31 protein-coding genes and 1 tRNA gene are annotated in these 25,558 nt (G+C 65.8%); 21 read left to right on the forward strand and 11 right to left on the reverse strand.

Annotated features, from left to right (window positions below; all coding sequences use genetic code 11):
* Positions 1-55 precede the first annotated feature (55 nt).
* Positions 56-550, forward strand: a complete 495-nt coding sequence (locus tag BLT23_RS05305; protein ID WP_176946613.1) for a DUF6328 family protein — start codon at positions 56-58, stop codon at positions 548-550.
* Here BLT23_RS05305 and BLT23_RS05310 read toward each other — a convergent pair.
* On the reverse strand, positions 497-1,192 hold the full coding sequence (locus tag BLT23_RS05310) for a hypothetical protein (protein ID WP_090046196.1): 696 nt from the start codon (positions 1,190-1,192) through the stop codon (positions 497-499). The genes BLT23_RS05305 and BLT23_RS05310 overlap by 54 nt on opposite strands.
* Before the next feature lie 336 nt (positions 1,193-1,528).
* Between BLT23_RS05310 and BLT23_RS05315 the strand changes: the two genes are divergently transcribed.
* Positions 1,529-2,968 carry an MDR family MFS transporter gene (locus BLT23_RS05315; RefSeq protein WP_090046198.1) on the forward strand — a complete coding sequence of 480 codons (1,440 nt, stop codon included), beginning with the start codon at positions 1,529-1,531 and terminating at the stop codon, positions 2,966-2,968.
* A gap of 49 nt (positions 2,969-3,017) precedes the next feature.
* On the opposite strand, the gene BLT23_RS05320 is transcribed toward BLT23_RS05315, so the two are convergent.
* Complete coding sequence (locus BLT23_RS05320; RefSeq protein ID WP_090046200.1) at positions 3,018-3,608, reverse strand: TetR/AcrR family transcriptional regulator; 591 nt, start codon at positions 3,606-3,608, stop codon at positions 3,018-3,020.
* Positions 3,609-3,727: 119 nt separating this feature from the next.
* Here BLT23_RS05320 and BLT23_RS05325 point away from each other — a divergent pair, with 119 nt between their 5' ends.
* Together BLT23_RS05325 and BLT23_RS05330 are read left to right on the forward strand one after the other, a co-directional pair.
* Complete coding sequence (locus BLT23_RS05325; RefSeq protein WP_090046201.1) at positions 3,728-4,129, forward strand: Dabb family protein; 402 nt, start codon at positions 3,728-3,730, stop codon at positions 4,127-4,129.
* Positions 4,130-4,194: 65 nt separating this feature from the next.
* Entirely contained in the window at positions 4,195-5,130 is a 936-nt protein-coding gene (locus BLT23_RS05330) for an NAD-dependent epimerase/dehydratase family protein (protein ID WP_090046204.1), read from the forward strand.
* A 107-nt stretch (positions 5,131-5,237) separates the two neighbouring features.
* Here BLT23_RS05330 and BLT23_RS05335 read toward each other — a convergent pair whose 3' ends face one another.
* On the reverse strand, positions 5,238-5,993 hold the full coding sequence (locus tag BLT23_RS05335; protein WP_090046205.1) for an NADPH-dependent F420 reductase: 756 nt from the start codon (positions 5,991-5,993) through the stop codon (positions 5,238-5,240).
* A gap of 72 nt (positions 5,994-6,065) precedes the next feature.
* Here BLT23_RS05335 and BLT23_RS05340 point away from each other — a divergent pair, with 72 nt between their 5' ends.
* Entirely contained in the window at positions 6,066-6,656 is a 591-nt protein-coding gene (locus tag BLT23_RS05340) for a TetR/AcrR family transcriptional regulator (RefSeq protein ID WP_090046207.1), read from the forward strand.
* Position 6,657: 1 nt separating this feature from the next.
* Here BLT23_RS05340 and BLT23_RS05345 read toward each other — a convergent pair whose 3' ends face one another.
* The 5 genes from BLT23_RS05345 to BLT23_RS05365 form a co-directional block, all read right to left on the reverse strand.
* A complete protein-coding gene (locus BLT23_RS05345) occupies positions 6,658-6,996 on the reverse strand; it encodes a DUF6416 domain-containing protein (RefSeq protein WP_090046209.1) in 339 nt (112 codons plus the stop codon).
* Between the two features lie 424 nt (positions 6,997-7,420).
* On the reverse strand, positions 7,421-8,152 hold the full coding sequence (locus BLT23_RS05350; protein WP_090046210.1) for a DUF7873 family protein: 732 nt from the start codon (positions 8,150-8,152) through the stop codon (positions 7,421-7,423).
* A 153-nt stretch (positions 8,153-8,305) separates the two neighbouring features.
* Positions 8,306-9,229: an SEC-C metal-binding domain-containing protein gene (locus tag BLT23_RS05355; RefSeq protein WP_090046212.1), complete on the reverse strand. Its 924-nt coding sequence runs from the start codon at positions 9,227-9,229 to the stop codon at positions 8,306-8,308.
* Positions 9,230-9,370: 141 nt separating this feature from the next.
* Positions 9,371-9,562: a DUF397 domain-containing protein gene (locus BLT23_RS05360; RefSeq protein ID WP_090046213.1), complete on the reverse strand. Its 192-nt coding sequence runs from the start codon at positions 9,560-9,562 to the stop codon at positions 9,371-9,373.
* The gene (locus tag BLT23_RS05365) at positions 9,559-10,428 is read right to left on the reverse strand and encodes a helix-turn-helix domain-containing protein (RefSeq protein ID WP_090046215.1); all 870 of its coding nucleotides are present in this window, start codon (positions 10,426-10,428) and stop codon (positions 9,559-9,561) included. The genes BLT23_RS05360 and BLT23_RS05365 overlap by 4 nt, the downstream gene beginning before the upstream one ends.
* Before the next feature lie 233 nt (positions 10,429-10,661).
* On the opposite strand from BLT23_RS05365, the gene BLT23_RS05370 reads away from it, so the two are divergent.
* The 6 genes from BLT23_RS05370 (at position 10,662) to BLT23_RS05390 (ending at position 15,665) form a co-directional block, all read left to right on the forward strand.
* The gene (locus BLT23_RS05370) at positions 10,662-10,925 is read left to right on the forward strand and encodes a hypothetical protein (protein WP_090046217.1); all 264 of its coding nucleotides are present in this window, start codon (positions 10,662-10,664) and stop codon (positions 10,923-10,925) included.
* Entirely contained in the window at positions 10,922-11,260 is a 339-nt protein-coding gene (locus BLT23_RS39865; RefSeq protein WP_143035825.1) for a hypothetical protein, read from the forward strand. Before BLT23_RS05370 ends, BLT23_RS39865 begins: the two co-directional genes overlap by 4 nt.
* Positions 11,260-11,853, forward strand: a complete 594-nt coding sequence (locus tag BLT23_RS05375) for a hypothetical protein (protein WP_143035826.1) — start codon at positions 11,260-11,262, stop codon at positions 11,851-11,853. The genes BLT23_RS39865 and BLT23_RS05375 overlap by 1 nt, the downstream gene beginning before the upstream one ends.
* A 1,063-nt stretch (positions 11,854-12,916) precedes the next feature.
* Entirely contained in the window at positions 12,917-14,497 is a 1,581-nt protein-coding gene (locus tag BLT23_RS05380) for a reverse transcriptase domain-containing protein (protein WP_090046220.1), read from the forward strand.
* Complete coding sequence (locus BLT23_RS05385; protein ID WP_143035827.1) at positions 14,479-15,045, forward strand: hypothetical protein; 567 nt, start codon at positions 14,479-14,481, stop codon at positions 15,043-15,045. The genes BLT23_RS05380 and BLT23_RS05385 overlap by 19 nt, the downstream gene beginning before the upstream one ends.
* 53 nt (positions 15,046-15,098) lie before the next feature.
* Positions 15,099-15,665 carry an HD domain-containing protein gene (locus BLT23_RS05390; RefSeq protein ID WP_090046223.1) on the forward strand — a complete coding sequence of 189 codons (567 nt, stop codon included), beginning with the start codon at positions 15,099-15,101 and terminating at the stop codon, positions 15,663-15,665.
* On the opposite strand, the gene BLT23_RS05395 is transcribed toward BLT23_RS05390, so the two are convergent.
* Together BLT23_RS05395 and BLT23_RS05400 are read right to left on the reverse strand one after the other, a co-directional pair.
* The gene (locus tag BLT23_RS05395; protein WP_090046224.1) at positions 15,650-16,123 is read right to left on the reverse strand and encodes an NUDIX hydrolase; all 474 of its coding nucleotides are present in this window, start codon (positions 16,121-16,123) and stop codon (positions 15,650-15,652) included. The genes BLT23_RS05390 and BLT23_RS05395 overlap by 16 nt on opposite strands.
* 10 nt (positions 16,124-16,133) lie before the next feature.
* Entirely contained in the window at positions 16,134-16,877 is a 744-nt protein-coding gene (locus tag BLT23_RS05400) for a DUF5919 domain-containing protein (RefSeq protein ID WP_090046226.1), read from the reverse strand.
* 158 nt (positions 16,878-17,035) lie between these two features.
* Here BLT23_RS05400 and BLT23_RS05405 point away from each other — a divergent pair, with 158 nt between their 5' ends.
* The 8 genes from BLT23_RS05405 (at position 17,036) to BLT23_RS05445 (ending at position 23,075) form a co-directional block, all read left to right on the forward strand.
* Positions 17,036-17,491 carry a hypothetical protein gene (locus tag BLT23_RS05405; RefSeq protein ID WP_090046228.1) on the forward strand — a complete coding sequence of 152 codons (456 nt, stop codon included), beginning with the start codon at positions 17,036-17,038 and terminating at the stop codon, positions 17,489-17,491.
* Positions 17,492-17,494: 3 nt separating this feature from the next.
* The gene (locus BLT23_RS05410; RefSeq protein ID WP_065915786.1) at positions 17,495-17,695 is read left to right on the forward strand and encodes a hypothetical protein; all 201 of its coding nucleotides are present in this window, start codon (positions 17,495-17,497) and stop codon (positions 17,693-17,695) included.
* Complete coding sequence (locus BLT23_RS05415; protein WP_143035828.1) at positions 17,695-17,955, forward strand: hypothetical protein; 261 nt, start codon at positions 17,695-17,697, stop codon at positions 17,953-17,955. The genes BLT23_RS05410 and BLT23_RS05415 overlap by 1 nt, the downstream gene beginning before the upstream one ends.
* Positions 17,942-18,202, forward strand: a complete 261-nt coding sequence (locus tag BLT23_RS05420; RefSeq protein WP_245743650.1) for an AMED_5909 family protein — start codon at positions 17,942-17,944, stop codon at positions 18,200-18,202. Before BLT23_RS05415 ends, BLT23_RS05420 begins: the two co-directional genes overlap by 14 nt.
* Before the next feature lie 390 nt (positions 18,203-18,592).
* Positions 18,593-20,083 carry an FtsK/SpoIIIE domain-containing protein gene (locus tag BLT23_RS05430; protein ID WP_342713638.1) on the forward strand — a complete coding sequence of 497 codons (1,491 nt, stop codon included), beginning with the start codon at positions 18,593-18,595 and terminating at the stop codon, positions 20,081-20,083.
* 26 nt (positions 20,084-20,109) lie between these two features.
* Complete coding sequence (locus tag BLT23_RS05435; protein ID WP_090046877.1) at positions 20,110-21,684, forward strand: replication initiator; 1,575 nt, start codon at positions 20,110-20,112, stop codon at positions 21,682-21,684.
* Positions 21,685-21,702: 18 nt separating this feature from the next.
* On the forward strand, positions 21,703-21,897 hold the full coding sequence (locus BLT23_RS05440) for a helix-turn-helix domain-containing protein (RefSeq protein ID WP_090046234.1): 195 nt from the start codon (positions 21,703-21,705) through the stop codon (positions 21,895-21,897).
* On the forward strand, positions 21,897-23,075 hold the full coding sequence (locus BLT23_RS05445) for a site-specific integrase (RefSeq protein WP_090046236.1): 1,179 nt from the start codon (positions 21,897-21,899) through the stop codon (positions 23,073-23,075). The genes BLT23_RS05440 and BLT23_RS05445 overlap by 1 nt, the downstream gene beginning before the upstream one ends.
* 78 nt (positions 23,076-23,153) lie before the next feature.
* Here the strand turns inward: BLT23_RS05445 and BLT23_RS05450 are convergent.
* Positions 23,154-23,229 (reverse strand) — tRNA-Lys (locus BLT23_RS05450).
* A gap of 185 nt (positions 23,230-23,414) precedes the next feature.
* Between BLT23_RS05450 and BLT23_RS05455 the strand changes: the two genes are divergently transcribed.
* Together BLT23_RS05455 and BLT23_RS05460 are read left to right on the forward strand one after the other, a co-directional pair.
* Complete coding sequence (locus BLT23_RS05455) at positions 23,415-24,539, forward strand: serine hydrolase domain-containing protein (RefSeq protein WP_090046238.1); 1,125 nt, start codon at positions 23,415-23,417, stop codon at positions 24,537-24,539.
* On the forward strand, positions 24,536-25,558 hold the full coding sequence (locus BLT23_RS05460; protein ID WP_176946614.1) for a serine hydrolase domain-containing protein: 1,023 nt from the start codon (positions 24,536-24,538) through the stop codon (positions 25,556-25,558). The genes BLT23_RS05455 and BLT23_RS05460 overlap by 4 nt, the downstream gene beginning before the upstream one ends.

A 25,558-nucleotide genomic window follows, 5' to 3' on the forward strand; every position in this document is an offset into this window, starting at 1 on the left:
GTGGAACACCGGCGGGCCGGTGTTTCAATTGGGCGGTGACGGGTAGGTGAGTCCGGTGAGCGAAGCCGAGGAGTCCCACCAACGCAGACTCGCGCGCAACATGAACGAGCTGATGCAGGAGTTGCGCGTCGCCCAAGCCGGTGTGCAGATCCTGTTTGGTTTCCTCCTCTCCATCGCGTTCACCGACAAGTACGCCTCGACCGGCGACTACGTCCGCGTGACGCACCTGGTCACGGTGCTGTGCGCCGCTGTGGCCGTCGCGTTCTTCACCGCTCCCGCGGCGTGGCACCGCGTCCTGTTCCGTCAGGGCCGCCGCGAGGACGTCGTCCGCTGGGGCAACAGGTTCGCGCTGACGGGCCTCGTCTTCCTCGCCCTCGCGATGACCGGCACCGTTCTGCTGATGGCCGAGGTGATCCTCGGGCTCTGGGCGTCCGTCGCCGTCGGTTCCCTGGCCTTCTTGATCTTCACGGGCATCTGGTTCGCGTGGCCGTTCGCCTCATCCGAGCGAGCTCACGACGGCGAGGGCGCCGATTCCGAGGACGACGGGTAACGCCACCAGCACGGTCTTCCCGCTGGGTCGCGGCTGCCCGGCGAGCACCCGGACCCCGAGCGGCACCAGCGCGACGCACAACCCGGCCGCCCCGGCGACCGACAGCAGCTCGGTTCCCTTCAGCACCCCCAGCGGCATCAGCGCGGCGCTCGCCAGCGCCACCGCGCGCACCCCGTCCAGCTCGCCGCCCAGACGGGCCGCGACCGCCAGCACCACCCAGCCGGCCATGATCGTGAACGACAGGAAGCTGAACAGGTGCAGCTCGCCGTACCCGGCGGCGACCAGTTCGGTGGCCCGCTCGGCACCGAGGTGCTCCACCGCCGAGAACGCCGCGTGGTCCACCCCGGCGTGGAACGTCCGCTCGAACAGCCCGACCGTCACGAGTACGCCCGCCCACGCCGCCCACCCCGGCCGTCTCTCCCCGATCCGGTGCGCGAGATGCGCCACCGCCGCCCACAGCACGACGTTCCCCGCCAGGAACGCCGTGTAGGACGCCGTCATCAACGCCGGGTGCTCGGCGACCGCCCGCAGCTGGTCAGGGAAGAAGAAGGGGAACGGCGACCTCAGCAGCACGCCCGCCAGCAGCAGCACCGGCCCGGCCACGAGAGCCGTGCCGCCCACCCACTCGTTCGGAAACCTCATGTCCGGCAACGCTTCCACCGTTCGCGTCCGTCCGGATCGGCCCTCGGTCCGAAGCTGTTCTCAGCCCGTGGTCCGAGAACGGGTGAGGGACGTCACAACTCGGCCTCAAGCGGATGTCGATCGGCGTCTCGGCTGTTCGACGTGGTTGTGGAGGGGCGAGAACGGAGTCCGCCGAGGGCGGAATTCGGATGAGGAGCGCCGGGCGATGGGGAACACTTCGGGTACACCGATGAGTTCTGTCAGAGCTGCCGGTCTCCACCGGTGTCACCCAGAGCGTCGACGCCGGCTGCCCCTGCCGCGAGACGACCGCGCCAGCTACCTAGTGAGGGCCTGACAATGCCTGCTGCGATCAAGGAACGACCGACCGCCGAAGCGGGCCGAACACCGCTCGTCGTGCGCCTGCTGGTGCTGGCCACGTTCGTCGTGATCCTCAACGAGACGTTGATGATCAACGCGATTCCCAGCCTGATGGAGTCGATGAGGGTCACCGAGCAGGCGGCGCAGTGGGTCTCGACGGCGTTCATGCTGACGATGGCGGCCGTCATCCCGATCACCGGCTGGTTCCTGCAGCGCGTCACGACCCGCCAGGGCTACGTGATCGCGATGGGCGTGTTCCTGGCGGGCACCGCGCTGTCCGCGGTCGCGCCCACGTTCGCCGTCCTGCTGGTGGGCCGCATCGTCCAGGCCGCCGGCACCGCGGTGATGATGCCGCTGCTGATGACCACGCTGATGACCGTCGTCCCGAAGCAGGACCGCGGCCGCGTGATGGGCAACGTGACGCTGGCGATCTCGGTGGCCCCCGCCCTCGGCCCCGCCATCTCCGGCCTGATCCTGCAGTTCGGCTCGTGGCGCCTGCTGTTCGTCGCGGTCCTGCCCATCGCGGGCGCCGTGACGTACTTCGGCCTGCGTCAGCTCAAGAACATCGGTGAGCCGAAGGTCAGCACCATCGACTGGGCGAGCGCGGCCATGGCGACCCTGGGCTTCGGCGGTCTCGTCTACGGCCTCAGCCTGTTCGGCGAGGGCGAGGTCCGGCTCGGCCCCGCCATCGTCGTCGCCGGTGCGCTGACCATCGCGCTCTTCGTGGTCCGCCAGCTCAAGCTGCAACGCGTCGACGCGCCGTTGATGGACCTGCGGACCCTCAAGCACCGCACGTTCACCCTGTCGCTGGCGGTGCTGTGCATCGCGTTCCTGGCGATGATGGGCTCGATGATCCTGCTGCCCCTCTACCTGCAGAACCTGCGGGACCTGACGCCGTTGCAGACCGGCCTGCTGCTGATGCCGGGCGGCCTGGCGATGGGCCTGCTCGGCCCGTCCGTCGGCAGGATCTACGACCGCGTCGGCAGCCGCCCGCTGGTGATCCCCGGCTCGGTCGGCATCGTGGCGTCGCTCGCGGGCTTCACCCAGATCTCGACGTCCATGCCGTACTGGCAGATCCTGGGCCTGCACGCGCTGCTGATGATCAGCCTGGCCGCGACGTTCACCCCGCTCTTCACGCTCGGGATGGGCGCGCTGCCGGCGGACCTGTACCCGCACGGCAGCTCGATCCTCGGCACGCTGCAGCAGGTGGCGGCGGCCCTGGGCACCGCGCTGGTGGTGACGGTGATGTCCACCCGCACCGGCCAGCTGGTCGCGGAGGGCGCGGACAAGGCGGCGGCGCAGCTCAGCGGGATGAGGGTTGCCTTCGTGGTGGCCACGATCCTCGCCGCGGCGACGATCGTGGTGGCGGCACTGCTGCCCAACCGGACCGAGGGCTCGGCGGAGCCCGCGCACTTCTGATCCTTCTCCGACGAGACCCCGGGCCGCTGTGGTCCGGGGTCTCGCGCTGTCAGGCGCCGGTCCGCCAGCCCGCCAGCACCGTGCGGAGCGCCTGCTCGACGAGGTGCCGCGCGCGCTCGTTGCCGATGGTCCCGAGGAACCCGAGCGAGGCGATCCCGTACACGGTTCCCCAGATGATCTCGCAGGCGTCGTCGAAGTCGGCCAGCACGACGTCGTGCGTGCGCGACCAGACGCCGATCAGCTCGCGGAGGAGGTCGATGGCGGGCTGCGCCGCCCGCGTGCGCTCCTCGGCGTCCACCGCGGGGCTGTTCATGATCTGGTAGAGGTGCGGGTGCTCGCCCGCGAACCGCACGCACTCCGACCCGACCTTGACCATCCGCAGCTCGATGTCGGGCTCCTCGGCGGCGTGCCGGGCCGAGTCCAGCATGAGCCGGTACCCGTGCGCGACGAGCTCGACCACGAGCGCGTCCTTGTTCGCGAAGTGCTGGTAGACGATCGGCGCGGTGTACTCGACCTCGGTGGCGATGCGCCGCACCGTGAGCGCCGCCGTTCCCTCCGACTCGAGGACCGTCAGCGCGGCCTCGATGATGCGTTCGCGGATGCTCGCTCGTTCGCGGGCCCGCCTGGTGCTCGTCGCCATGTCAACCACTCGGTTCCGGTGCAGTTCTCCCGACCCTAGCCGCCTACTTGACGGCATCGGCACACGGCCATAGTCTAACAGCGTTAGAAAATCTAACGACGTTAGAAACGAGGGATGACATGATCTTCCACATCAACCGGGCCACCGTGAAGGCGAGCGCGACGCGGGAGCAGATCGAGGAAGTGCTGGAGTCCTGGCGCAACCAGGGCAGGTCGAACCCCGCCGTCAAGTCGTTCGTCGTCGGCCGCGACCACGGCGGCGAGTTCGAGTACAGCGCGGTCTTCGTCCTGGAGGACCTCGACGCCCTCTACGCGTACCTGACGCATCCGACCACCTACGAGACCGATCGCCTCGGCCTCGGCCTCGCGGAGCGCCTGGACATCTTCGACGTGACGGACGACGACGACCCGGAGTTCGGCGCGAAGGTCCAGGAACTGCACCGCCGCCGCAACGAGGACAACCCGGCGATCCTCGAGATGCTTGGCGACATCCCCGCCTTCAACGGCGCCGGCCTCAACTGACCCCGCGTCCTGGGCGCGGCTCATCCCGCGCCCAGGACTCCCTTGCCTGGAAAAGGAAACACGTCATGGCTCAGCACGTCATCATCGGCGCGGGCTCCATCGGCTCGAACGTCGCCCGCCTCCTCGCCGAGCGGGGCGAGACCTCCCTCGTCGTCACGCGCAGCGGTTCCGGCCCGAAGCACGACCTGATCGAACGAGTGGCCGCGGACGCGTCGGACCCCGTCCGCCTGACCGAGCTCTCCCGCGGCGCCAAAGCGATCTACCACTGCGCCAACCCACCGTCGTACACGTCGTGGCCACGCCTCCTACCGCCGTTGCAGAACTCCGTGATCGCGGCGGCCAAGGCCAACGACGCCGTCCTGGCCATCACCGGCAGCCTCTACGCGTACGGCCCGCAGCCCGGCGGCCACATGAACGAGCACACCCCCATGTCCGCCACCACCCGCAAAGGCGTGCTGCGCAGGGAGCTCTGGGAACAGACCCTCGCCTCCGGCGTCCGCACCTTCGAAGCCCGCGGCGCCGACTACATCGGCAAGGACTCCCTCAGCATCTACTCGCAGCTCTTCGAAACGCCGCTGAAGAAGGGCGCCACGGCGTACTTCCCCGGTGACCTCGACGCCCCGCACACCTTCACCTACAACGTCGACATGGCCACCACCCTGGTCACCCTCGCCGCGGACGAACGCGCCTGGGGCCGCGCCTGGCACGTCCCGTCCGCCCCCGCGATCACCGTCCGCGAACTGGTGAAGCGCTACGCCCGCGCCGCCGGCCGCCCGGTGATCAAGCTCGTCGCGTTGCCGCGCTTCGTGATGCGCACGGCGGGCGTGGCCGTCCCGATCGCCCGCGAGATGGCCGAGATGGACTACCAGTGGTACGCACCGTTCCACATGGACTCTTCGGAGACCCAGCGCACGTTCGGCCTTCGCGCCACGGACATCGACGTGGCGATCCGCGAACAGGTGAGCGGCATCAGGCTCGAACCCGCCCACGGCGCGAGGTAGTCGCCCCTGGGGTGAAACTTCCGAGCGGCCCTGGCATCGTCGCGCTCACGCGTGGCAGCAAGGGAAAGCCCCCTCCGTGACCGAGCCGGAGGGGGCGCCACCACTGCTCAGGCCGGCTCCAGCCCCGGCAGGTAGCCACCGGCGGGTCCGCGCACCGCGGCGTCGACGAGCTTCCTGATCTGGTCGGCGGGAACCGTGACGCCGGGGTTGTCGACGAACCAGTGACGGGCCTCCTCCGGCGTGAGGTCCTCGGGTCGTCCCTGGACCAGGTACGGCTGGACGTAGACCGGGTTGTTGGGCTCGCTGCGCCAGCTGTCCGCGAGGGAACCGATGTCCACGGCGTCATAGCCCAGGACGTCGAGCAGCGCGACCACCTCCGCCTTGGCGGTGTCGTCGTCGCCCGCGACGGGCAAGGCGCTGCGCTCGGGATGCCCGGACGGCCGCGCACGGGTGCCGAGGCTGAGGTAGACGATGCTGTTGATCGCCTTGACCACGTGGGAGCCGACCAGGTGCCGCTGCACCAGCTCGCTCGAGGTCAGCTCGTTCGAGTCGAGCTCCGCGATGTTGCCGTCGCGCTGCGGGTAGTAGTTCATCGCGTCGATCACCGTCTTGCCCGCCAACGCCTCCACCGGAAGCGACGGGAAGTGCTTGAGCGGGATGGCGACCACCACGAGATCACCCTCCCGCGCCGCGTCCTCCGCCGTGCCGGCGCGAGCGCGTTCGCCGAGTTCGGCAACGAGGTCCGCGAGGGTCTCGGGGCCTCGCGAGTTGCTCACCACGACGTCCAGCCCAGCGGCAACGGCCAAGCGCGCCAGCGTCGTTCCGATCATGCCCGCCCCGATCAGGCCCAGCGTCTTCGTCATCTGCGTCCTCCAGTCACGTTTGCCTACATCTGTAGGTTAGCCTACAGATGTAGGAAAGCTAGACTGGTCGACATGGCCACGACGAAAAGCGGCGCTCCCGCGGGCGATCGCCGGGTGCGGCGCACCCACGCGGCGTTGCAGTGCGCGCTGATCGACCTCGTCGAGGACCGCGACCTGGCGCAGATCAGCGTCGCCGACGTGGCCGAGCAGGCGGAGGTGAGCCGCTCGACCTTCTACGACCACTACCGCGACGTGCACGAACTGGCCGAGGCCGCCTGCACGGGCATGCTCGACAAGCTGATCGACCTGGTGACGGCCATCGGCAGCAGCCCGGACAACGGCGACCCGGTGGGGTCGCTGCAGACCTTCTTCGCCACCCTCGCCGAACACGCCGGCCTGTACCGCAGCCTGCTGGGGCCTCAGGGCAGCGCCCGCGTCATCGACCACATCCGGCGCCGCATCACAGCCGCCGCGCTCAAGACGTCGACCGGCAAGGCCACCACGACCGCCGACGACCCCGACAACGTGCATGCGGCCTTCGTCGCAGGCGCGCTCGTCGGAGTGGCCGCCGACTGGCTGCAACGCGACTGCGCCCACACGCCGTCGGAGATGGCCGCGCTCACCTGGCCGATCCTCTCCGGCTGTCAGCTCCGCCGCGGGTAGGTCAGTTCCCCCGTGCCTGCCTGAAGATTCCGGCGACCTCGGGTGTCGTCCAGTACCGCGCCCTCTTGCCGTCCGGGTAGTCCCACGACCAGAGCGGGATGCGCCCGAACTCCGTGCACAGCGCTCCAGGCCGCGAGAGAACGCTCTTCGTGCTTTGCCTGCCGTTGGCCAGGCCGAGTTCATGGGCCAGTTCGTCGCCGGTGAACTTCTGGCCGGGGTGGTCGATCAGGATCGAGAACAGCGCCTTGGCCGGCTCGGTGAGCTTTCCCCAGAGCGTCGCGGCGAGCTCGCGGTCCGCCTCGGTCCAGGCGGAGCGGTGGTCGTCCGGGATCTCGCTCATGCACCTTCTCCTGCCGGAAATGCGGGTGGGGCCCCGGACATGTCCAGTCCAGGGCCCCGGTTGGCCGCCCATTTGCGCACACCAGCGACGTTTAAGAGTCGGATCAGTCCTTAGGTCGCCGCGCTCTTCCGTTGAGCTACGGCCGCACGGGCAGAGCGGCCAGCAGGATTCGAACCTGCACCTCGGCGAGTCTTGTCCGGTCTCGGTTGATCTGGCGTTCGGCGGAAAATGCTGAACCTGGAGCGAGAGTCTGAGCTTGATCCCGGCTGCCTCTGCCCTTGGGCTACCCCGGCGTGCTGGTGCCGGGGGAGGGATTCGAACCCCCACTTGTGACCGGGTTGTTCAGGCTGACGTGTTCAGTTTCAGCTTTCGCGTTCCCTGCGAGGGAACGCACCCCCGCGCTCCAGCGGGGGAGTCTGTGACGTTAGCGGAACAGGTAGTCGAAGACGACCTCACCGACACGCTGGTCGGTGACCTCCAGGCCGTTGGCCTCCTCGCGGGCGAACTTCACCGCGTGCTGCAGCTTCTCCACCCGGTCGACCAACTCGTTGACCCGCCGGGCAGGCAGCGCGCCGGAGAACTTCACCGTGCTCCAGTACCCGACCGGGATGTCCTCGTAGTACACCTCGACCTGCGCCGGGTGCTTCTCCGTGGCCTCGGCCTTGACGTGGTTGCGCGGCACCTTCTTGGTGCGGATCGTCCGAACCTGCTCGGTGCGCCAGTAGTCGGCGGACTCGTCGAAGCTCCAGTCCTCGGCCGCGTCCAGCAGGGGCAGCTTCTTCACGAAGGTGTGCAGGTCGGTCAGCTGCTTCTCGAGGAACAGCAGGTACGACACGGGCACGTCACGCAGCAACGTCCGCCCGTCGACCACGACATCGGCCTTCGCGACGCAGTTGGCCCAGTCCTTCGTCGCCGTGACGTCGAAGAGCCGGGTCATCACGGTGGCGGTCTTCCGCAGCACGTCCTCGGCCTTCACCTGGACACGCGTGGACTCCGGCGGCAACACCTCGCCGTCCTCGTCCTTCGGCTGGTACGTCCGCGAGATACCGGCCAACAGCGCGGGCTTCTGCAGCCCGTGGTGCGCATCGGTGAGGTCCCGGAGCGTGCCCCCTTTGACGCTCTTCTCCACCGCGATGATCTGGTTCAGCTTCGTCACGCTGCTACCCCCTTCGGTGCCGCGCAGACTACTTCCCGGAAACCCGTGCGTGCATGCGGTTTTCGGGTTTCCGCCTCGCGCGACTGGCATCGACGTGGCTTCCGGGAGCAGCGAGACAGGCGGCCGGGCTCCACCGGGCCGGGCGCGTTGCCGTCAGCTGGTGCGCGGACGCCCGCAGCACTTCTTGTACTTGGTTCCTGAGCCGCACCAGCAGGGAGCGTTGCGGACCGGAGGCCAGCTGATTCCGCCGCCGCCCGCGAGGATCTCCTCCATGCAGGCCATGCGGGTGGTCTCGTCCGCTGCGTCACCGCCGGTCCTGGCGGAGAACTCGAGGAGCTTCTCCACCGACAACGGGACCATCGTGATCCGGGTCGTGCCTGCGTCCGACAGCTCCCGGTTGGCGGCCTCACGGTCAGCGACGACGGTGTCCACGTCAGCGTGCTGAACCAACTGCGGCCAGGTCTCGTGCGCGCGAGGAATCTCGTCTCGAGGCCAGAACAACACTCGCGCCTCACGGGGCGGCGCCTGCGGGATGAGCGCGCGGTCCAGGTTCTCCGCCTGCGCGGCCGGAGCGCCGACCGACTCGTCCAGCTCGTCCGGTGGGACCCCCAGCGCGTGACGCACGCGTCGCCGGCCGACCACGATGTTGTCGGCATAGGTGAGGAAGCCGAACTCCCCGTTCCTCTGAGCCATCTCCTCGTCGGTCAGCCGGGCGATGGCCATGTTGAACCAGGTCAACGCCTGCTGGAGCTCGCCACGCTCTTCCAGCAGCTCCGCGGCCAGGTGGTACGGAGCCGGGGACGACGGTCGCTCGCGCCGCAGCTCATCCAGCTGCGCGAAGGCGTCTTCGGCTTGATCAAGGTCGAACAGCACCTCGGCCAGTTCCACCCTGGCACAGCCGCCGTCTTCGCCACCCAGAGCAACGGCTTGGTTCAGCAGTTCGATGGCGCGGCCATCGTCACCCGCCTCACGCCACGCGTGGGCTGCCTCGCTGAGGATCTCTCCCCGCTCGTCGGGGTACAGCTCCAGTTCGGCTTCCAGCTCCGCGGCGATGTCCGCAGCAGTCTTCGCCCTCATCCTGCAAAGACTATTCTTTGCCTCAAACGGCCGTACGGCGGAGACCGGTCAAGCTCGAGGTCGTGGCGGAGCCGGAGAGCCTTCGTCCGGTCCTGAGTGACGCTCCCGGCGTCGGATCTCCAGGCTCCGCTCAGCCCTGCGTCAACGCCGGAAGCCGCCGGACTTCGTGGCCGCGAGGAACGCGGCCCACGCCGACGCCTCGACGGCGAAGGTGCCGCCGTTCGGGTCTTTGCTGTCTCGTACGCCGGTCTCGTGCCGGCCAACGGCCAGCTCGACACAGTTGTTGTCAGGTGCGGAGTAGCTGGACTTGCGCCACGTCTTGTCGGAGTTCATCTCGCTGGGATCCTCTTCTTGAAGTTCTCTGCCAGCTCGCGGATGACTTCGAGCGTCTCTTCGGGCGTGAAGGCTTGCTCGTCCGCGATCTCGTGGAACGACTTGCGGAACTTGTCTACGTCAACCTCATCTTCCACCCACTTTCCGCCTGCCCTGGTCTCCAGGTAGACGACGTCCGGGAAGTCCTCATCGTCGAACCCGAGGATCGTCACGCCGTAGATCGCGTAGGCGCCAGCGTCTTCACCGATCACCTGGATCGTGACGTGCGGAAGAGCCGCCACCGCCTGCAGGTGGAGCAGCTGCGCGTACATCACGGCCGGTCCGCCGACTGCGCGTTGAAGAGCGGCGACATCGATCAAGAAGTGCGCGCGGAGAGGATCATCGCCGTGCAGTCGCATCTGACGGCTCTGCCTTGCCGCGACAACACGGCTCGCGGGAATCTTCGGGTTCAGGAACAGGTGGTCTGCCTCGCGGCGAGCAAGCGTGTACTCCGGAACTTGCAGCATCCCGGGAATCAGCGCTGCTTCGACCTGCCTGATCCAAGCAGCGTCAGCCTCTGCGCGGGCGTATGAGCGAGCGACCCGGTTGTACGCGGCTGGATGCTGCACGCGGGTGCTGTCCTGCTTGGCGTCCTCCCAGAACTCCGTTGCCTTGCGGCGCCCGTCCTCGTCCGCTTCGACGAGATCGAGGAACAGTCCGAGGTCGGCCCAACCGAGGAGATTCGTACCGTTGAGGCACTTGGACAGATGTGCCTCGGTCTTCCGCAGTTCACGTGCGAGGAACTCCAAGTCCCTTCCCGCGTCCCTGCGAAGCTGATCAAGCAGGCGGCCCAGCTTGGACTTTCGGTAGGTCTTGTCGCTCGGCACTCAGCCGCCTCCTCGGGTTCCGACATGCGCGATCACCCTAGCTTCACCGCAGGTCAGGGCACATTCACTCGATCCGGGCATCGATCTTGGGTTAATTAATCCTTATCTTAACGTTAGTCGACGGGCCTCTTGGCCCCTCCAAGGGAGACCATCGGACGGGCGTGTCCGTATCGGTCAGCGCGCCACGCCCAGGAGGCCCGTCGGCCCAGCGCCTGCCCGGAAGGAACCGACACATGACACGCGGCGAGAACACCGTGCTGGTCGTCGTGCCCCTGACTCCGACGCAGGCCGCGGTACTGGCCAGAGCGGCCGTGGTGGTCACTTCGGCGCTCGACTGCAAGGACGCCAACGCGGCAGAGCACGGCCTGCTCCTGTTCCGCCAGGAGGTAGCCCGTGCCGTCTCGAACGGCACGGCACACGACGCGCGGAAGCGACCGGAGCCGATCAGCCGTCTCTGCCGCCGAGCCGGTCAGCCATCGGAAGGGTGTGCGTCATGAGCAATCTGGTCCTGTTTTCCGAGCTGCGCCAACGACTTCTCGACCATCTGGACCTCGTGTCACGAATCGCGGTAGACGGCGACGGCACCTCCGCGTTGTCCATGACCAGACAGGAGGTGCCGAGGTTGGTGGCGGCGTTGCGCGTGCTGGTCGACGAACACCAGCCCGACGAGCACGGACACTGCCGCAAATGCCGGCGCGGCCCGCTCTGGCGGAGGGTGTCGTCCCCCTGCCGTCTCCTGCTCAACGTGCACCTCGCCGCAGGAGCGTCCACCTCAACCACACGAGACCGCTTGTGCTGGCGGCCACGACGTCACCGGATCGGAGGGACCTGATGGCTCACCTGCCCCGCGCACTCGACGCTCTGCGCCCAGGAGGACTGGAGTTCAAGCTCCACATCCTGCGCCGTTTGCTCGACAACGACCCAAAACCCCTGTCCGCCAGCCAGATCAGGGAAGAAGGTCCAAACAGGACGGACGCTTCCACCTGGTACGCCTTGAAAGCACTTGAGCGCATCGGCGCCGTCGTCATCGTCCCAAGGACCAATGAGTGCTCCATCGCGCGCTATCGCCTGGCGGACGGTGCTCACGGCGCCGTCAGCAAGTTCCTGGCGGCCCGATCGCTGTGCGAGCCTGCGCCGCCTCTCTCCCCACTACCCGGAAGCCCGCAACACCAACAGGTCCTCACCGTTCTCTGCGCACACCCCGATACGTGGTTCACGGTGAACGACCTGACCACCAAACTCATCCGCCTGCGAAAGTGTGCCCGTCGGCCGACGATGGAGCTGTATGACGCCGGTTACCTGCTCCGCCGCATGTCCTACAGGGCACGACCAGGGCGAACCTCCTACCAGTACCGCCTGAACCCGGACGCCGCGCGGCACGCCCACGCACTGCTCGACACCCCGGCCCGGAGTACTAACTGGTGACGCGCGACGCCCACTCCGGCCAGTAGGACGCAGGAGCAGTTCGAGCAGGCGGCCGACGGGTCCCCCGCCTCATCTGCCCACGGTCATGCGCTGCCCTGCCCTGCCCCGCAACGCGGCTGGCGTCGGACTCAGGACACCTACCTCGCCCGGAAGGCACGGAGGCACTGGAACGGGCCTTCGATGAGCCTGAGCAGGGCCAAGCAGGAGGAATCGGAGTCGCGATTCAGCGAGCGAAGCGCCTCGACGGCGTGTTGGCGATCTTGAAAAGCGAAACCCCCAGGCTGCTGACCTGGGGGTTTGGTGGGCCGCCAGGGACTCGAACCCTGAACCCGAAGAGTAAGAGCCTTCGCTTGGCGTTGTTCGTCGATCTTCCTCGACAGTGCTCACTACCTGCGTGGATGCGCTCTTGATCTGAGCACTGTGGACAGTCGCTTATCGACGTTTATCGACGTTTTACGAGACTAAAGCGCATCATGATCTTGGTCCTTCTGGGCCGTCCACACCCCTGCCATCATCCCGATACTGAGCCTCGAATGCGGCCGGTGGCGCTGGGTCAAGGTACTCGTCCCAGCCTTGACGCGGCGCTGCCGGCCGTTGTCATGCTCGCGGCGTTGGGGTGGCTCGGCCTGGTGCTCGTTGGATGGTCGCGCGGCTTCGTCTGGTGCCTGATCGTTGGCAAGGCGGCGCAGCCGTCGCGGCAGTCGAGCGCCATGACCGGCAAGTCCGCGGTGACCCTGACGGCGCTCGTAGGGAGCTGCTGGCCGACATGGCTGTATGGGGCAGCTCGTCCGCTTGGGCAAGGCCGGAGGACGGCGCGCAGCGCCGCCCGGCCGACCGGCGCAGCGAAGCGGATGCCGGGAGTGCCGGGATGGAAGGTGTTCGCCGTACGCGCGGAGCGTGCCGCCAGCGGCGGCCTTGATCCTGTAGAGCGCAATTCCGCAATCGGACAACTAGGTGATTGCTCGTACGCCATGTTATCGAGTGGCAACGTGAACCCCTCGCAACCTGTGGCATCGAGAGGTTAGGGTGCCACTCCACCTGGCACCAGGATTGTGAGGCGGTCATGCGTGTATCACGCTCCGAGCTTGCGAAGCTGAACCTCGCGGAAGCCGTCCAGAACAGTCTCAAGTACGGGATTGAACACTTCCCTCCTCTGGCATCTGATGAATGTCTTAGCGATGCGATAAGTCTAGTTGCGGAACAACTTCGCGCTCGGCTGGAGCGAAACTATCCGTTGCCAGTCGAGACGATTGGATATCCTCGTAAGTTGTTTGGTATCCGCCCAGTCGCTGTGAGCTCGCTTGGTACGCGCGCGCTCTATAAGGCGTTGGCGGGCAAGATGATTCCCTACCTGCCTGATCCAAGCCGAAGTGATGGAGCATGGCCGGCGCATAAAGAGTTCGGCTTGAAGTCAAAAGCTTCACACGTAGTTGAGTTCGATATCGCATCTTGTTACGAGTATGTGGATCACAACTTGCTATTAGAGGAGCTTGTGGTTCGAACTGGGGATGCCGGGACCCCGCAGCTAATGGCGAGCTTTCTTACCGAGTTGCAAGGTAGGCAGCTTGGTCTGCCTCAGCTTTGGTACGAGAGCGACATTCTTGCTGACACATATCTTGACATCCTCGCAAGGGGTTTGAGCCGAAACATGTTCGCAGTCTCGCGATTTGCGGACGACTTCCGTGTGCTCGCCTCCTCGTTTGAGGAGGCGAGCGCCGTAATCGAGCAAGCTTCTGAACTCGCGAGAAGGATTGGTCTTGTTCTTTCCACTGAGAAGACCAAGATTTACACGCGAAAGACACTGGCGGCTCGTCACGAGACCGACGATGACATTCTGTCGAGATATTTCGCCGATGCAGAAGAAGCGATGGCGCAGGCGCGCGAGTTTATGATGAGCGGATACGACAGCGACGAAGATGATGATGAAGAAGAAATCGAACTCGACTTTGCCGTTTATCATATGATTTTGCAGGACTGGTTCAAGGCCGCCGATCCGGTAGAAGGCGACCCGTTCCTACTTGAAAGACTTCAGGGGCTTATACCCAGGATCCTTGCGGTATTGCGCCATGCGGAAGAGGCGGTAACTCCGGGACAACTTGCTGCGATTGCTAGTGATAACCAAGCGCGCGTCGAAGCCGTGGTGAAGTACATTGCCGCCAGGATGGAGCTAGAACGCGAACGGGTCAATCATGTTTCCTCCAATCCGTTCGCCGACGTAATTGATATTAGCGCTTTCAGTGCCCCACGTGTGTCAGAGAACTACTGGTTCACTATTAAGTCTATTGCCCTGAATAAGCGCCAGAATCCTTGGGTAAAGTTATGGGCAATCTATGCTGCCCGGATTCATGCCTCAGAGCCATTTGATGGCGATGAGTTGGAGGTGATGAAATGGCTTGACGAGCAGATTGATGACAGGCATGAATTGGTGCGTGCGGAAGCTGCATGGGCGCTTGTCAACGAAGGTCGAACCTCTGCGAGTGCAACCAAGATCGTGGAGCTGTATCAACGTGCTACAGATATGACTAGACCGCTCTTGGCTGCGGCTTTATCGAAGGTGAAGAGCTGCCCAGCGGGAGCGCTGAAGGCGGTGCAGAGTGACGGCCCGTTGATGAAGGAAGCCGTAGAATGGGCAAAAAAGAACTAAGTCTTCGTAATACCTCGCTAAGTGCAAATAGAACCTTGACGGACATCGCACGGTTGCAACTGGCGGACGAGGTTCCCGAGCGGACGATAGTCCACCTTGCCACCTTAGGTGAAACTTACATCGCTGAAATGTTGACGTCCCTAATTGCTCTCGAGGATGGCAACAGATCGAAAATGTACGAGGCCCTTCTGGGTGAGGTTCGCGAAGGGATGTTCAACTCTTGGCCTGCGATGTTTGAATGGCTACGCAGAGGGTTTGGTCTTAGCCTTCTCGGCGAGAAAGAGGTGCAGGACTTCACGTGTTGTGTAGACCTGCGAAACTCTATCGTGCACGGAAATAGTCGGCTCACGCGCATGCAGACGAAGCAGTTTGAAAAGTCCATCGACCTTCGCAAGAAGCTGGAAAGGACGATGCACGTGGCGATTCAGGGAAGTCGAATTATGGTCGATCGTGACTCGTCTCAGGCTGGCATAAAGGTATCTCGTTCGTTTATCTTCCGTGTTGACGATCTGATGATTCAGCAGTATCCGAGCCTCCTGGCGAGGTAGGCTCGTTGTGGCCCACTTGGCTATCCTACAACGTCACCGATAGGATCTGCCGCATGGATCTCTGGAGCCGGGCGTTCGAGGTTGCAGGTGTCTGCTTGGCAGACTCTCTGCCAATGCGCTGGAGTCATGTCCAGGGAGTCGCTCGACAGTCGGCGCAAATGTCGGTGATTCTAAGCAAATCTGACTCCGATCTGCTCCGCTCGGCGGCGATTCTTCACGATATTGGCTACAGTTCGACGCTTCGGAAGACTGGTTTTCATCCGCTTGATGGTGCTCGATACCTTGCCGAAATCGGCTTTCCCAATCGTCTGTGTGCCCTCGTCGCGCATCACTCTTGTGCATATAGGGAAGCCGAGTTGCGTGGGTTGTCGGCTGAATTGACAGCGTGGAAAGATGAAGGGACTTCATTGCGGGACGCTTTGTGGTGGGCTGATATGACGACGACGCCGAGTGGTGAGATCACGAATGTGGGTGATCGAATTGAAGAGATTGAGAAGCGCTACGGACCTGAAGATCTGGTCACTTTCTTCATTCGCCAAGCAGAGCCCGAGTTGATCGGCGCTGTTGAGCGCACTGAGGCACGGCTACGCGCGGCGGGAGTCGACTACACCGCGAAGTAGGGCGTCGAGCGGTCTTCGAATCCGTGCTCGATTCGGAGCCTGATGGATGGGTGGATGTTAAGCGCGTCGAGGTCTCCGCGGCTCACCCAGTGAACTTCGCTCGACTCGTTGCTCGTCCGCAACTCCCCGCCAATCAGTCGCGCCCGGAAGCAGATGGAGAACTGCTGCCGCACCTCGCCATCGGTGTAGGCGATGACGTGGGCGGGGTCGGAGTACACGCCGATGATGTCGACGGGTTCGACGTCGACCCCGGTCTCTTCCTTGACCTCGCGGATGACGGTGTGGCCGATGGTCTCGCCGACGTCCTGCGCTCCGCCGGGGATCGAGTACAGGTCGTTGTCGGTCCGCCGGATCATCAGTAGCCGGCCTTGCTCGTCCTGCACGAACGCCGTCACCGCTACGACGATGTTGGTCGCCTTCGGTGCGTTCGGGTCGTTGTAGTGATCAGTGCGAGCCATGTCTACCTGCCTACCACTTCGGCGGCTTCGCGCCATCCCAGACGCCCTGGAAGCTCTCGGCGTACGTCTCGAACAGGTCGCCCCCGGACAACCGCCGTAGGTGCAGGACTGGCGCGTGAGCTGCCATGAAGCCGTGCACGTGCGTGTTCACGAGCATCTCGTCATCGAAGCGGTAGATCGAGTTGTAGAGCGTCGTGCCGTGAAGTCGGATCTCCACGCCGGGCACCTCGGCCAGCGGCTTGTATATGGCCAGGGCGTTCCGGATCTTTGCGCCAAGCGTGGTCTTGCCGATGCCCTCTTCTTCGCTGCGGCGCGCGACCTCTCGGCTTGCCGGGTCTCCGAGCAGCAATCGGATCCGAACGCCATTCTCGGCCTTCTGGCGAAGCGTCTTGATCAGGGCTGGGTTGTCCACCAGGAACATGCCGGCGTAGACCAGGATCGAGATGCTGATCTTCGACTGCTCGATCAGATGCCCCCAGATGTCCTGCGGCACGGCGTGGCGGTGCGCGTACACCTGCACGACCTCGGACTCGTTGATCTCTTTCTTCTTCTCCGGCGCGACCGCGTCCGGCCAGAGGTAGGTCTCGGTCTCGCGGACCATCGCGGCTATGGCGTGCCGGTGGCGTGGGTACGGCGTCCGGTCCTGCGTGATCCACCGTTCGACGGTCTTCGGGTCTACGCCGGTTGCCTTGGCGACTTCATCAAAGCCCAAAGTGTTGCGCAGCAACGCATCCCGCAAGCGTTGGTTCGGCATGGCCCATCCTCCGTACAACTAGGGACGACTTCAATGTAGCCGAGACGTCTGTAGTTGTCCTGATGTGTGGTGTTGACGTCCTGCCGATTCGTCGAAAGTCGTAGGTGTCGAAACGTCGGGGACCAGCCCCGACCGGCACGAACGACAGGAGAACGACGATGGCGATCACAGGTGGGAGCAGGCTCCCGGCGGGTCACGACTTCGTGTTCCCGAGGGGCGCGCTCGTGATGGGCGTCGAGCCGGTGCTTAAGTTCCAGTCGGCGGAGGACCGCGCCAAGGGGCTCCCCGTCGAGCAGGAGGTCGACAAGGACAACGGGCAGCTCGTGTGGTCCGTCCTCGTCATCGACCAGGCGGCGGAGCGCAAGACGGACGCGGCGGTCACGGTCAAGATTTCCGCGTCTCACCGGCCCGTTCCGCCTGAGGCGATTCCCGGTACGGACATCCGTCCCGCCGTGTTCGAGGGGTTGACGGTCACGCCGTGGATCGATGACAAGGGCTGCCGTGGGGGCCACGTCGGTGAGCGTCACCGCTGCCGGGCGAAGCTGGGCTACAGCCTGCGCGCCACCGGCATGAAGGCGGCCGTCGCGTCCAAGCCCGCACCCAAGGCGGCGTGATCCGTGGCCGACTTGATGCGCCTGCACCTGACGGCGAACCTGCCGATCCGGGTGGAACCGCTCGTCTTCGCTGGACGGGTCGAGTTCCGGTTGGGCAACGCGTTTCCGGCCGTCCTGGTGGTTGACGCGGAAGCGCTACCCCGGCTTGCGGAGGCGGTCGCGGAGGGACAGACGGCCCTGGATGCGGCGCGGGGTGGTCAGTGATGGGGTTCAACGCCACCTGTACGCCCGGTCGAGACGCGGGCGCGGCCATGATCCGGATGACGCCCGAGGTCCCGGCGCTGGCCATCTACCTCGACCCGGTCAACATTGCGATCCAGCTCCCGCCCTTTCCCGGCGGGTCGGACGTGCTGATGCGGTTCTGCCAGGAGTTGTCGCGGGAGGCGGCCAAGCTGGCTGACCACCTCGGCAACCAGGAGGGGCGTCACGCGCTCGCGGAGGAGGCTCCCGATGTCCGCGGTTAACGCCATGCACTGGGGCTTGGCGGAACAGGTTCGGACGCTGAGCGAGGCGCACGACGTCTTGAGCAAGCTCCTGCCCAATCCGAAGTCCGCGCCCGAAGTGCTGAGGGACTACTACCTCCGCTCGGCCGCCGTCTACGCCCGCGTCGCTGAGATCGATCGCAGCCACCACCACGAGGCCATGTACTGGGCGAACCGTGAGCGTGAGAAGGGGGAGGCGATCAAGGTCACGAAGACGGCGAAGAAGTAGCGGAAGTCCTCATTGGACATAGCGCGTGACTCTGCTGGGTTATGCGGCGATGCCGCACGTCTTGTTGCGGTGCAAAGAGAACGTGAGACGCAGGAGCGGAAACCGGCTACCAACCTTGCCGCTCCTGCGTTGTCCACCCAACTCGGGAGTGAACAAGATGAGCGTAGAGCCTGAGCGCATTCGTGCGCTAGACCGGGATCAAATGATCTCCACCAGGCGGACCGTTTCCACCTACGCCGTGATGCTTGACGGCGGCTCGCTGGAGACGATGGAACTCACGGCCGCGCAGGCTCGGGGCTTCGAATGCTTCACCTGTCGGGCGCAGCACACCGCCACTTCGGGAGCGTTCCAGCCTGTTGGGCGTATCCCGAGTGTTGGCAGCGTCTTCCAGTGCCTGAAGTGCGCTGGCGGTGCGCGATGAAGGGCAACCGTTGGGTTGATCCCGCGCCGTTCGAGGGTGCGCGTCCACGGGTCCCGTGGTGGGTGTGGCTGCCCGGCTGGATCAAGATTCTGCTTGCGCCGGTCGCCCTGATCTGGCTCGCCGGCCGACTGGCCGTGAAGCTCGTCGTAGTGACGGTCCGGTACCCGGTCGTGGTCACGGCCTGCCTCGGCAGTTACATCGGTTACCGCGAGTTCGGGCTGTCGCCGCTGGTCTTGGCGCTGCTGTCGCTCGTGTGTGCTCTGACGGTCTGGTACGGCCTCGATCGCGGCTCGTTCCTGCGGCACGGCTGGTACCGCGTCCTGACCGAGTGGCGGCGGCTCACGGTCTACGTGCCGCACTGGCGCACCGTGATGCGGCTCGCTGAGCTGGCCAAGGACAGTCGAGGCAGGGAGTACCGGCCGAAGCTGCGTCGCGTCCGGTCGGAGGGCTGGCGGGACAAGGTCCGGGTTCGCATGATCCCGGCCCAGTCTCCGGAGCAGTGGGAAGCGCGGCGCGACAACCTGGCGCACTCCTTCAACGCGCGGTCCTGCCGTGTGCGGGTGCTGTGGCCGAGCGTGCTTGAGCTCGACTTCATCCACTCTGATCCGCTGTCGCGTCCGGTCGCGGTGCCGCAGCTCGCCGCTGTCGGAGACGTCGACCTCAAGCGCGTTGTCGTTGGTCGTACCGAGACTGGTAAGCCCTGGCGGCTGAAGCTGCTCGGCTCTCAGGTGCTCGTGGTCGGGGTGCCCGGCGCTGGCAAGGGCTCGGTGCTCTGGTCGATCGTCTGGCAGCTTGCCCCGGCTATCAAGGCGGGCATGGTGCGGCTCGTCGGCATCGATCCCAAGGGCGGCATGGAGCTGGGGCAGTGTCCGGACGCGTTCGAGAAGGTGATCTACGACAACGGGCCGGAAGCTGTTGCCCTGCTTGAAGAAATCGCCACAGAGGTTAAGGAACGCGCGGCGCGATACCGGGGCATCCGGCGCTTGTGGGCACGCGGTACGGGTGAGCCGTTCACGGTCCTGATCGTGGATGAGCTGGCGGATCTGATCGCCTATCAGCCCGACCGGAATCTCCGCGAACGTGCGACGCGGGCCGTGCAGACGATCACCTCGCAGGGACGTGCTCCGGGCTACGCCGTCGTCGGCCTGGTCCAGGACCCGCGCAAGGAGGTCGTCTCCTTCCGGCACCTGTTCACCACGCGCGTTGCGCTGCGGCTGGATGAGCCGGTCCAGGTCGACATGGTGCTTGGTGACGGCGTTCGGCAACGGGGGGCGGCTGCTCACGAGATCAGCGAGAACACGCCTGGTGTCGCCTGGCTCAAGGAGGACGGACAGCGCGAACCGGAGCGTGCGCGGGCCTTCCACGTCACGGACGCGGACCTCGTTGAGCTGGGCGTTTACCTCGCCCCGGCCACCGTGCACGAGTTCCCGACCAGCGGTGAGGGGAGGGCGGCGGCGTGACCGAGTACCTGACTCGTTCGGAGCGGATGAAGCAGCCGGCCGCGCTCGACATCGCTCGTGCCGTCGCTGAGGAGCACGGCGTCTGCGTCCGGCCGTTGGCCAAGGAACGGATCGACCTCGACACTGGACGCGTCGACATCGTCCCGGTGCCGTGCGGCGCGACGGTCGCGAGTGTGTGTCCCACCTGCGCGGAGAAGAACCGGCGTCTGCGGATGGCGCAGTGCCGCGAGGGATGGCACCTCACCGAAGAGCCAGACTTCACGCCAGACGCTCCGAGCGACGATCAGCGGGAACTGACCGCCTACCGGGCTGATCTCGTGAAGGCCTTCCGTCTGGCCCTCGATGAGGGTGACGAGGTCGGAGCGGAGGAGGTCCGGGAGGAGGTTGCGGAGGTCGATGCCGAACTTCGGCAACTCGGAGTCCGCGGTTCACTTCCCTCCCTGGAAGTGCCGCTCAAGGCAGCTCGTAAGCGGTCCACCAGGCGGCGGCAGGACGCGCCCAACCTGCCTCGGCGGCCGGTCAGCAAGCGCACGGTCGGGAAGGTGTTCGGGGGCAAGTACCAGCCCTCGACGTTCCTCACGCTGACGCTCGACACCTACGGCAAGGTGCGCAGCGACGGCGCGCCCGTTGACCCGGCGACCTACAACTACAGGCGTGCGGCTCGGGACGCGGTGCACTTCGCGGCCCTGCTCGATCGGTTCGTCCAGAACCTTCGGCGCTGTGTCGGCTGGGAGGTCCAGTACTTCTCGACCGTCGAGCCGCAGAGGCGGTTGGCTCCGCACTGGCACGCGGCGGTTCGGGGTTCCATCTCGCGGGCAGAGCTGCGGGCGGTAGCTGAAGCCACCTACCACCAGGTCTGGTGGCCCGAGCACGACGAGATCAAGTACGGCGGCGACAACCTGCCGGTGTGGGACGTCCGGGCCAAGGGCTTCGTTGATCCGCAGACCCGAAAGGCCCTGCCTACCTGGGAAGACGCACTCGACCAGGTGGAGCGGCCCGCCCACGTCGCACGGTTCGGGGTGCAGGTGCACTCCAAGGGCATTCTCGGCGGCACCGAAGAGGCCGGACGGCACATCGGCTACCTGACGAAGTACCTCACCAAGAGCATCAATGAGTGCTTCGAGGCGCAGACCGCACGGCAGGAGGACCACGCCGAACGGCTGTGCGCTGAGCTCGCGGTCACGCCCTGCTCGCCGAACTGCCCGATCTGGCTGCTCTACGGCGTCCAGCCTCGCGGCGCTCGGCTGTCCACGGTGCCTGGCAAGTGCAAGGGGAAGGCACATAAGCGGACCACGCTCGGGGTGGCTGGGCGGCGGGTGCTCGTGTCGCGGAAGTGGTCCGGGAAGTCGCTCGCTGACCACAAGCACGACCGGAAGACGTTCGTTCGGCAACTGCTCGCCGACGTCGGGATCAAGCCCGAAGACCAGCCCCAACGGGTCGTCTGGAACAACGTCGAACCCGGTGACCCGAACGTGCCGCCTCGAGCCCATCTGCTCTTGAGTGCCGTCGCTGAGCGGCGGAGGTGGAAGGCCGAATACACGGCCGCACTGCTCGCATCTGCCGGACCTCCGGGGAGTTCGGCAACTTTGCACGCTGCTTGATCTCAAAGGGGGAACATCATGGAGACACGTCAGTTCGAGCCACTGTGGACAGTCAGCGACGTTGCGGCCTACCTGAACGTCCCGGTCCACACGCTCTACGGTTGGAGGACCAAGAACTACGGGCCGCCTGCTCGACGCATCGGCAAGCACCTGCGGTACCTGCCGTCCGAGGTGCGGAGCTGGTTCGAGCACCTGCTTGAGGAGGCAGCCTGATGGGGCGTCCACCTCTGGACCTCGGCACGTACGGCAAGATTCGTTGCAGTCAAACGGAGTCTGGCTGGGTAGCCGTCGCGAACTACCGAGATTTCGACGGTAAGACACGGCCGGTACTTCGGAGGGGGAAGACCAAGCCTGAGGCTGAGCGGAGGCTCAAGAAGGCGCTCGCTGAGCGCAAAGGCCCGACGGGAGACTCGTTGACGCCAGACAGCCGGTTCAAGGACGCGCTCGAAGCGTGGCAGGTGAAGTTCCAAAAGCTCGTGGACATGGGCAAGCGGTCGCCGAGCAGCCTCGACACCTACCGGAGCATCCTCGGCCGGCATGTCCTCCCGGGCCTCGGTGAGCTGCGGATTCGTGAGATGACGGTCGCCCGGATCGATGCGTTTCTGGGCGCGCTGTGGAGATCGGTCGGGGTCGACAGTGCCAAGACGGCGCGCTCGGTGATCTCGGGTGCTCTGCGGATCGCTGTGCGGGATCGGGCGCTAGACACGAACCCTGTCCGGGACACGGACCCGCTGGAGAGCGGTCGGAAGAAGAGCCCGAGGGCGCTCACGCGGGAGGAGCGTCTGTTGTGGCTGGAGATGCTGGAGTCCGACCCGGCGGCGGTTCGGAAGGACCTGCCTGACCTGTCGCGCTTCATGATGGCCACCGGCGTGCGGATCGGTGAGGCGCTGGCCGTCTACTGGGACGACGTCGACTTCGAGGCCGGAACGGTTGACGTGAATTACACGGTCATCCGGGCTGCTGGCCTCGGGCTGATCAGGAAGTCGACCAAGACGGAGGCGGGAGAGCGGACGCTCCCGCTGCCCAGGTGGGCGCTCGACATGTTGCGGCGGCGACGTGAGGCCACGCTGTTCCCGAACGGGCCGGTCTTCCCGAACAGCCTCGGTGGCCTGCGGGACCCGTCCAACACCCGCAGGGACATCCGGAAGGCTCGGGGAGGAGACGAGTTCGCCTGGGTGACCTCGCACGTCTTCCGCAAGACGGCGGCCACAATCCTCGATGAGGCGGGGCTCTCTGCGCGGGTCGTCGCGGACCAGCTCGGGCACGCCCGGCCGTCCATGACCCAGGACACGTACCTGGCCCGGAAGGCGGTCGATCGGAAGGCGGCTGACGCATTGGAAGGGGCGCTCGACCGGGCTGACCAGGACGAACCCGGAGAGGCCGCAGATTGAGAGTCAGGGAGTAAAGCGCATCAAAGGCGTATCAGCGATCTTCCAAAGCGAAACCCCCAGGCCTGTGACCTGGGGGTTTGGTGGGCCGCCAGGGACTCGAACCCTGAACCCGAAGATTAAAAGTCTCCTGCTCTGCCAATTGAGCTAGCAGCCCGTGCCGACAGCCTACCGATCTCCCTCGGCCGATGTCGTCCGGGTTGGCAACCTCACGCCGCCCGCCCCACGCACTGTGGACGGAGAGGTAGAGCCTGCTCCACCCGCACAACGGAAGCACGCGTGACTGCGCCCCACCCCCTGCAAACGGGAAGCTTTCCCCAGCGAAGAGGGAGGGGCAAAAAGATGAGGAAAACGCTGGTAGGGCTGCTGGCAGCGACCGCGCTGGTCACCGGTGCGACGGGCGTGACGGCGGCACCCGACAAGATCCAGAGCCACGTCGACGGGCTGGTCAAGCAGCACGAGTTCCCGGCGGCGCTCGCGACCGTCACGAACCGCAACGGGCAGACCAGCGCCTACACGGCGGGCACGGCTGACCGGACCAAGCGGACGCCGGTGCCCAAGGACGGGCGGGTGCGGGCCGGGTCCAACACGAAGGCGTTCGTTGCCGCGGTCGTCATGCAGCTGGTCGGGGAGGGGAAGGTCGAGCTCGACAAGCCGATCAACCACTACCTGCCCGGCGCGGTCAAGGACGACCGGATCACCGTGCGGCAGCTGCTCAACCACACCAGCGGTCTCGCCAACTACACCGAGCACCTGGGGCTCGAGAACTTCGAGGAGCTGCGGAACCGCTACTTCGAGCCGCGCGAGTTGCTGGACGTCGGCAACGCGCACGCGGTGACCGGGGAGCCGGGTGAGAAGTTCAAGTACAGCAACACGAACTACGTGCTGCTCGGTCTGCTGACGCAGAAGGTCACCGGGCGGCCGGTGGCCGAGGTGGTCGAGCAGCGGATCGTGCGGAAGCTCGGGCTCAAGGACACCTACTGGCCCGGGGTCGGTGACAAGACGATCCGCGGCAAGCATCCGCGCGGGTATGCCTTGACCGCCGGCGGCGTCGTGGACGTCACCGAGATGGACCCGTCGTGGGGGTGGGCGGCTGGGCAGCTGGTGTCCAGCACCAAGGATCTCAACACCTTCTACCGCGCGTTGTTGAAGGGGGAGGTCGTGAAGAAGCCTCAGCTGGACGAGATGAAGAAGACCGTCCCCACCAAGGGCGAGATGTGGGAGGGGGCCGAGTACGGGCTCGGGATCGTCCGCACGCCGCTCAGCTGTGGTGGCGAGTACTGGGGTCACGGTGGTGACATCCACGGGTTCGAGACGCGCGGCGGGGTCGCGGCGGACGGCAGGGCGTTCTCCGTTGCCGTCACGGCGTTGCCGGGCACGTTCAGCGAGACCGAAGAGGAAGCCGGGAAGGCGCACGAAGCGGTGCTGGCCACTGTGGACGCCGGCCTTTGTGGAGGTACCAAGTGATTGCCGTTGCCGCTCTGACCGCACTGTCGCTGCTGGTGCCGCAGCAGCTCGACCAGATCGTCCGCGACCACACGCCTGGCGTCGAGTTCACCGCCGATGGGCGTGACCAGGCGAGGGGGAACGCTCCGCACAACGGGCAGGTGCGCATCGGCAGCATCACGAAGTCGTTCGTGGCTGTCAGCGCGATGCAGTTGGTCGGGGAGAAGAAGATCGAGCTCGACGGGCCGGTCAACAAGTATGTGCCGCAGATCCAGGACGAGCGCATCACGGTGCGTCAGGTGTTGCAGCACACCAGCGGGTTGTCGGACTACGTGCTGGCGATCGGGGTCAACAAGATCGAGCAGACGCGCAACCGGTTCTTCGCGCCGCACGACCTGCTGGACGTCGCCCTCGCTCAGGAACGGGTCGGGGAGCCCGGCGAGAAGCACGTGTACAGCAACACGAACTACGTCGTCGCCGGGCTGATGATCCAGAAGGTCACCGGGCGGCCGATCGGTGAGGCTGTCCAGAAGGTCGTCGACCAGGCCGGGCTGAGGGACACCTACTGGCCTGGGCAGGGTGAGCAGAAGATCCGCGGCCGGCACGCGAAGGTCTCGGTCAAGGCCGATCTGCTGGACCCGAACTCACCGGTGGTCGACGCGACCGAGTACGACACGTCCGCCGCGTGGGCTTCCGGGGCGATGGTCTCGACGCCGCACGACGTCGCGAAGTTCTTCAAGGCGCTGCTGGACGGGCGGTTGGTGAAGAAGGCGCAGCTCGACGAGATGCGCAAGGCCGTGCAGGTCGACGAGCGCAGCGCCTACGGGCTCGGGATCGAGAGCACGAAGCTCAGCTGCGGCAAGGTCTCCTGGGGCCACGCCGGCACGATCCACGGGTGGGCGTCGTTCGGCGCGGCTACCGACAACGGGAAGTCCGCCGCGATCACGATCACCGCGTTGCCCGGCACGTTCGGCGACGATCCCGGCAAGAAGTTCGAGCAGCTGCTCGGTGTGATGGACACCGCGCTCTGCAAGAAGTGA

This window comes from Lentzea fradiae (assembly GCF_900100955.1).
GTDB lineage: Bacteria > Actinomycetota > Actinomycetes > Mycobacteriales > Pseudonocardiaceae > Lentzea > Lentzea fradiae.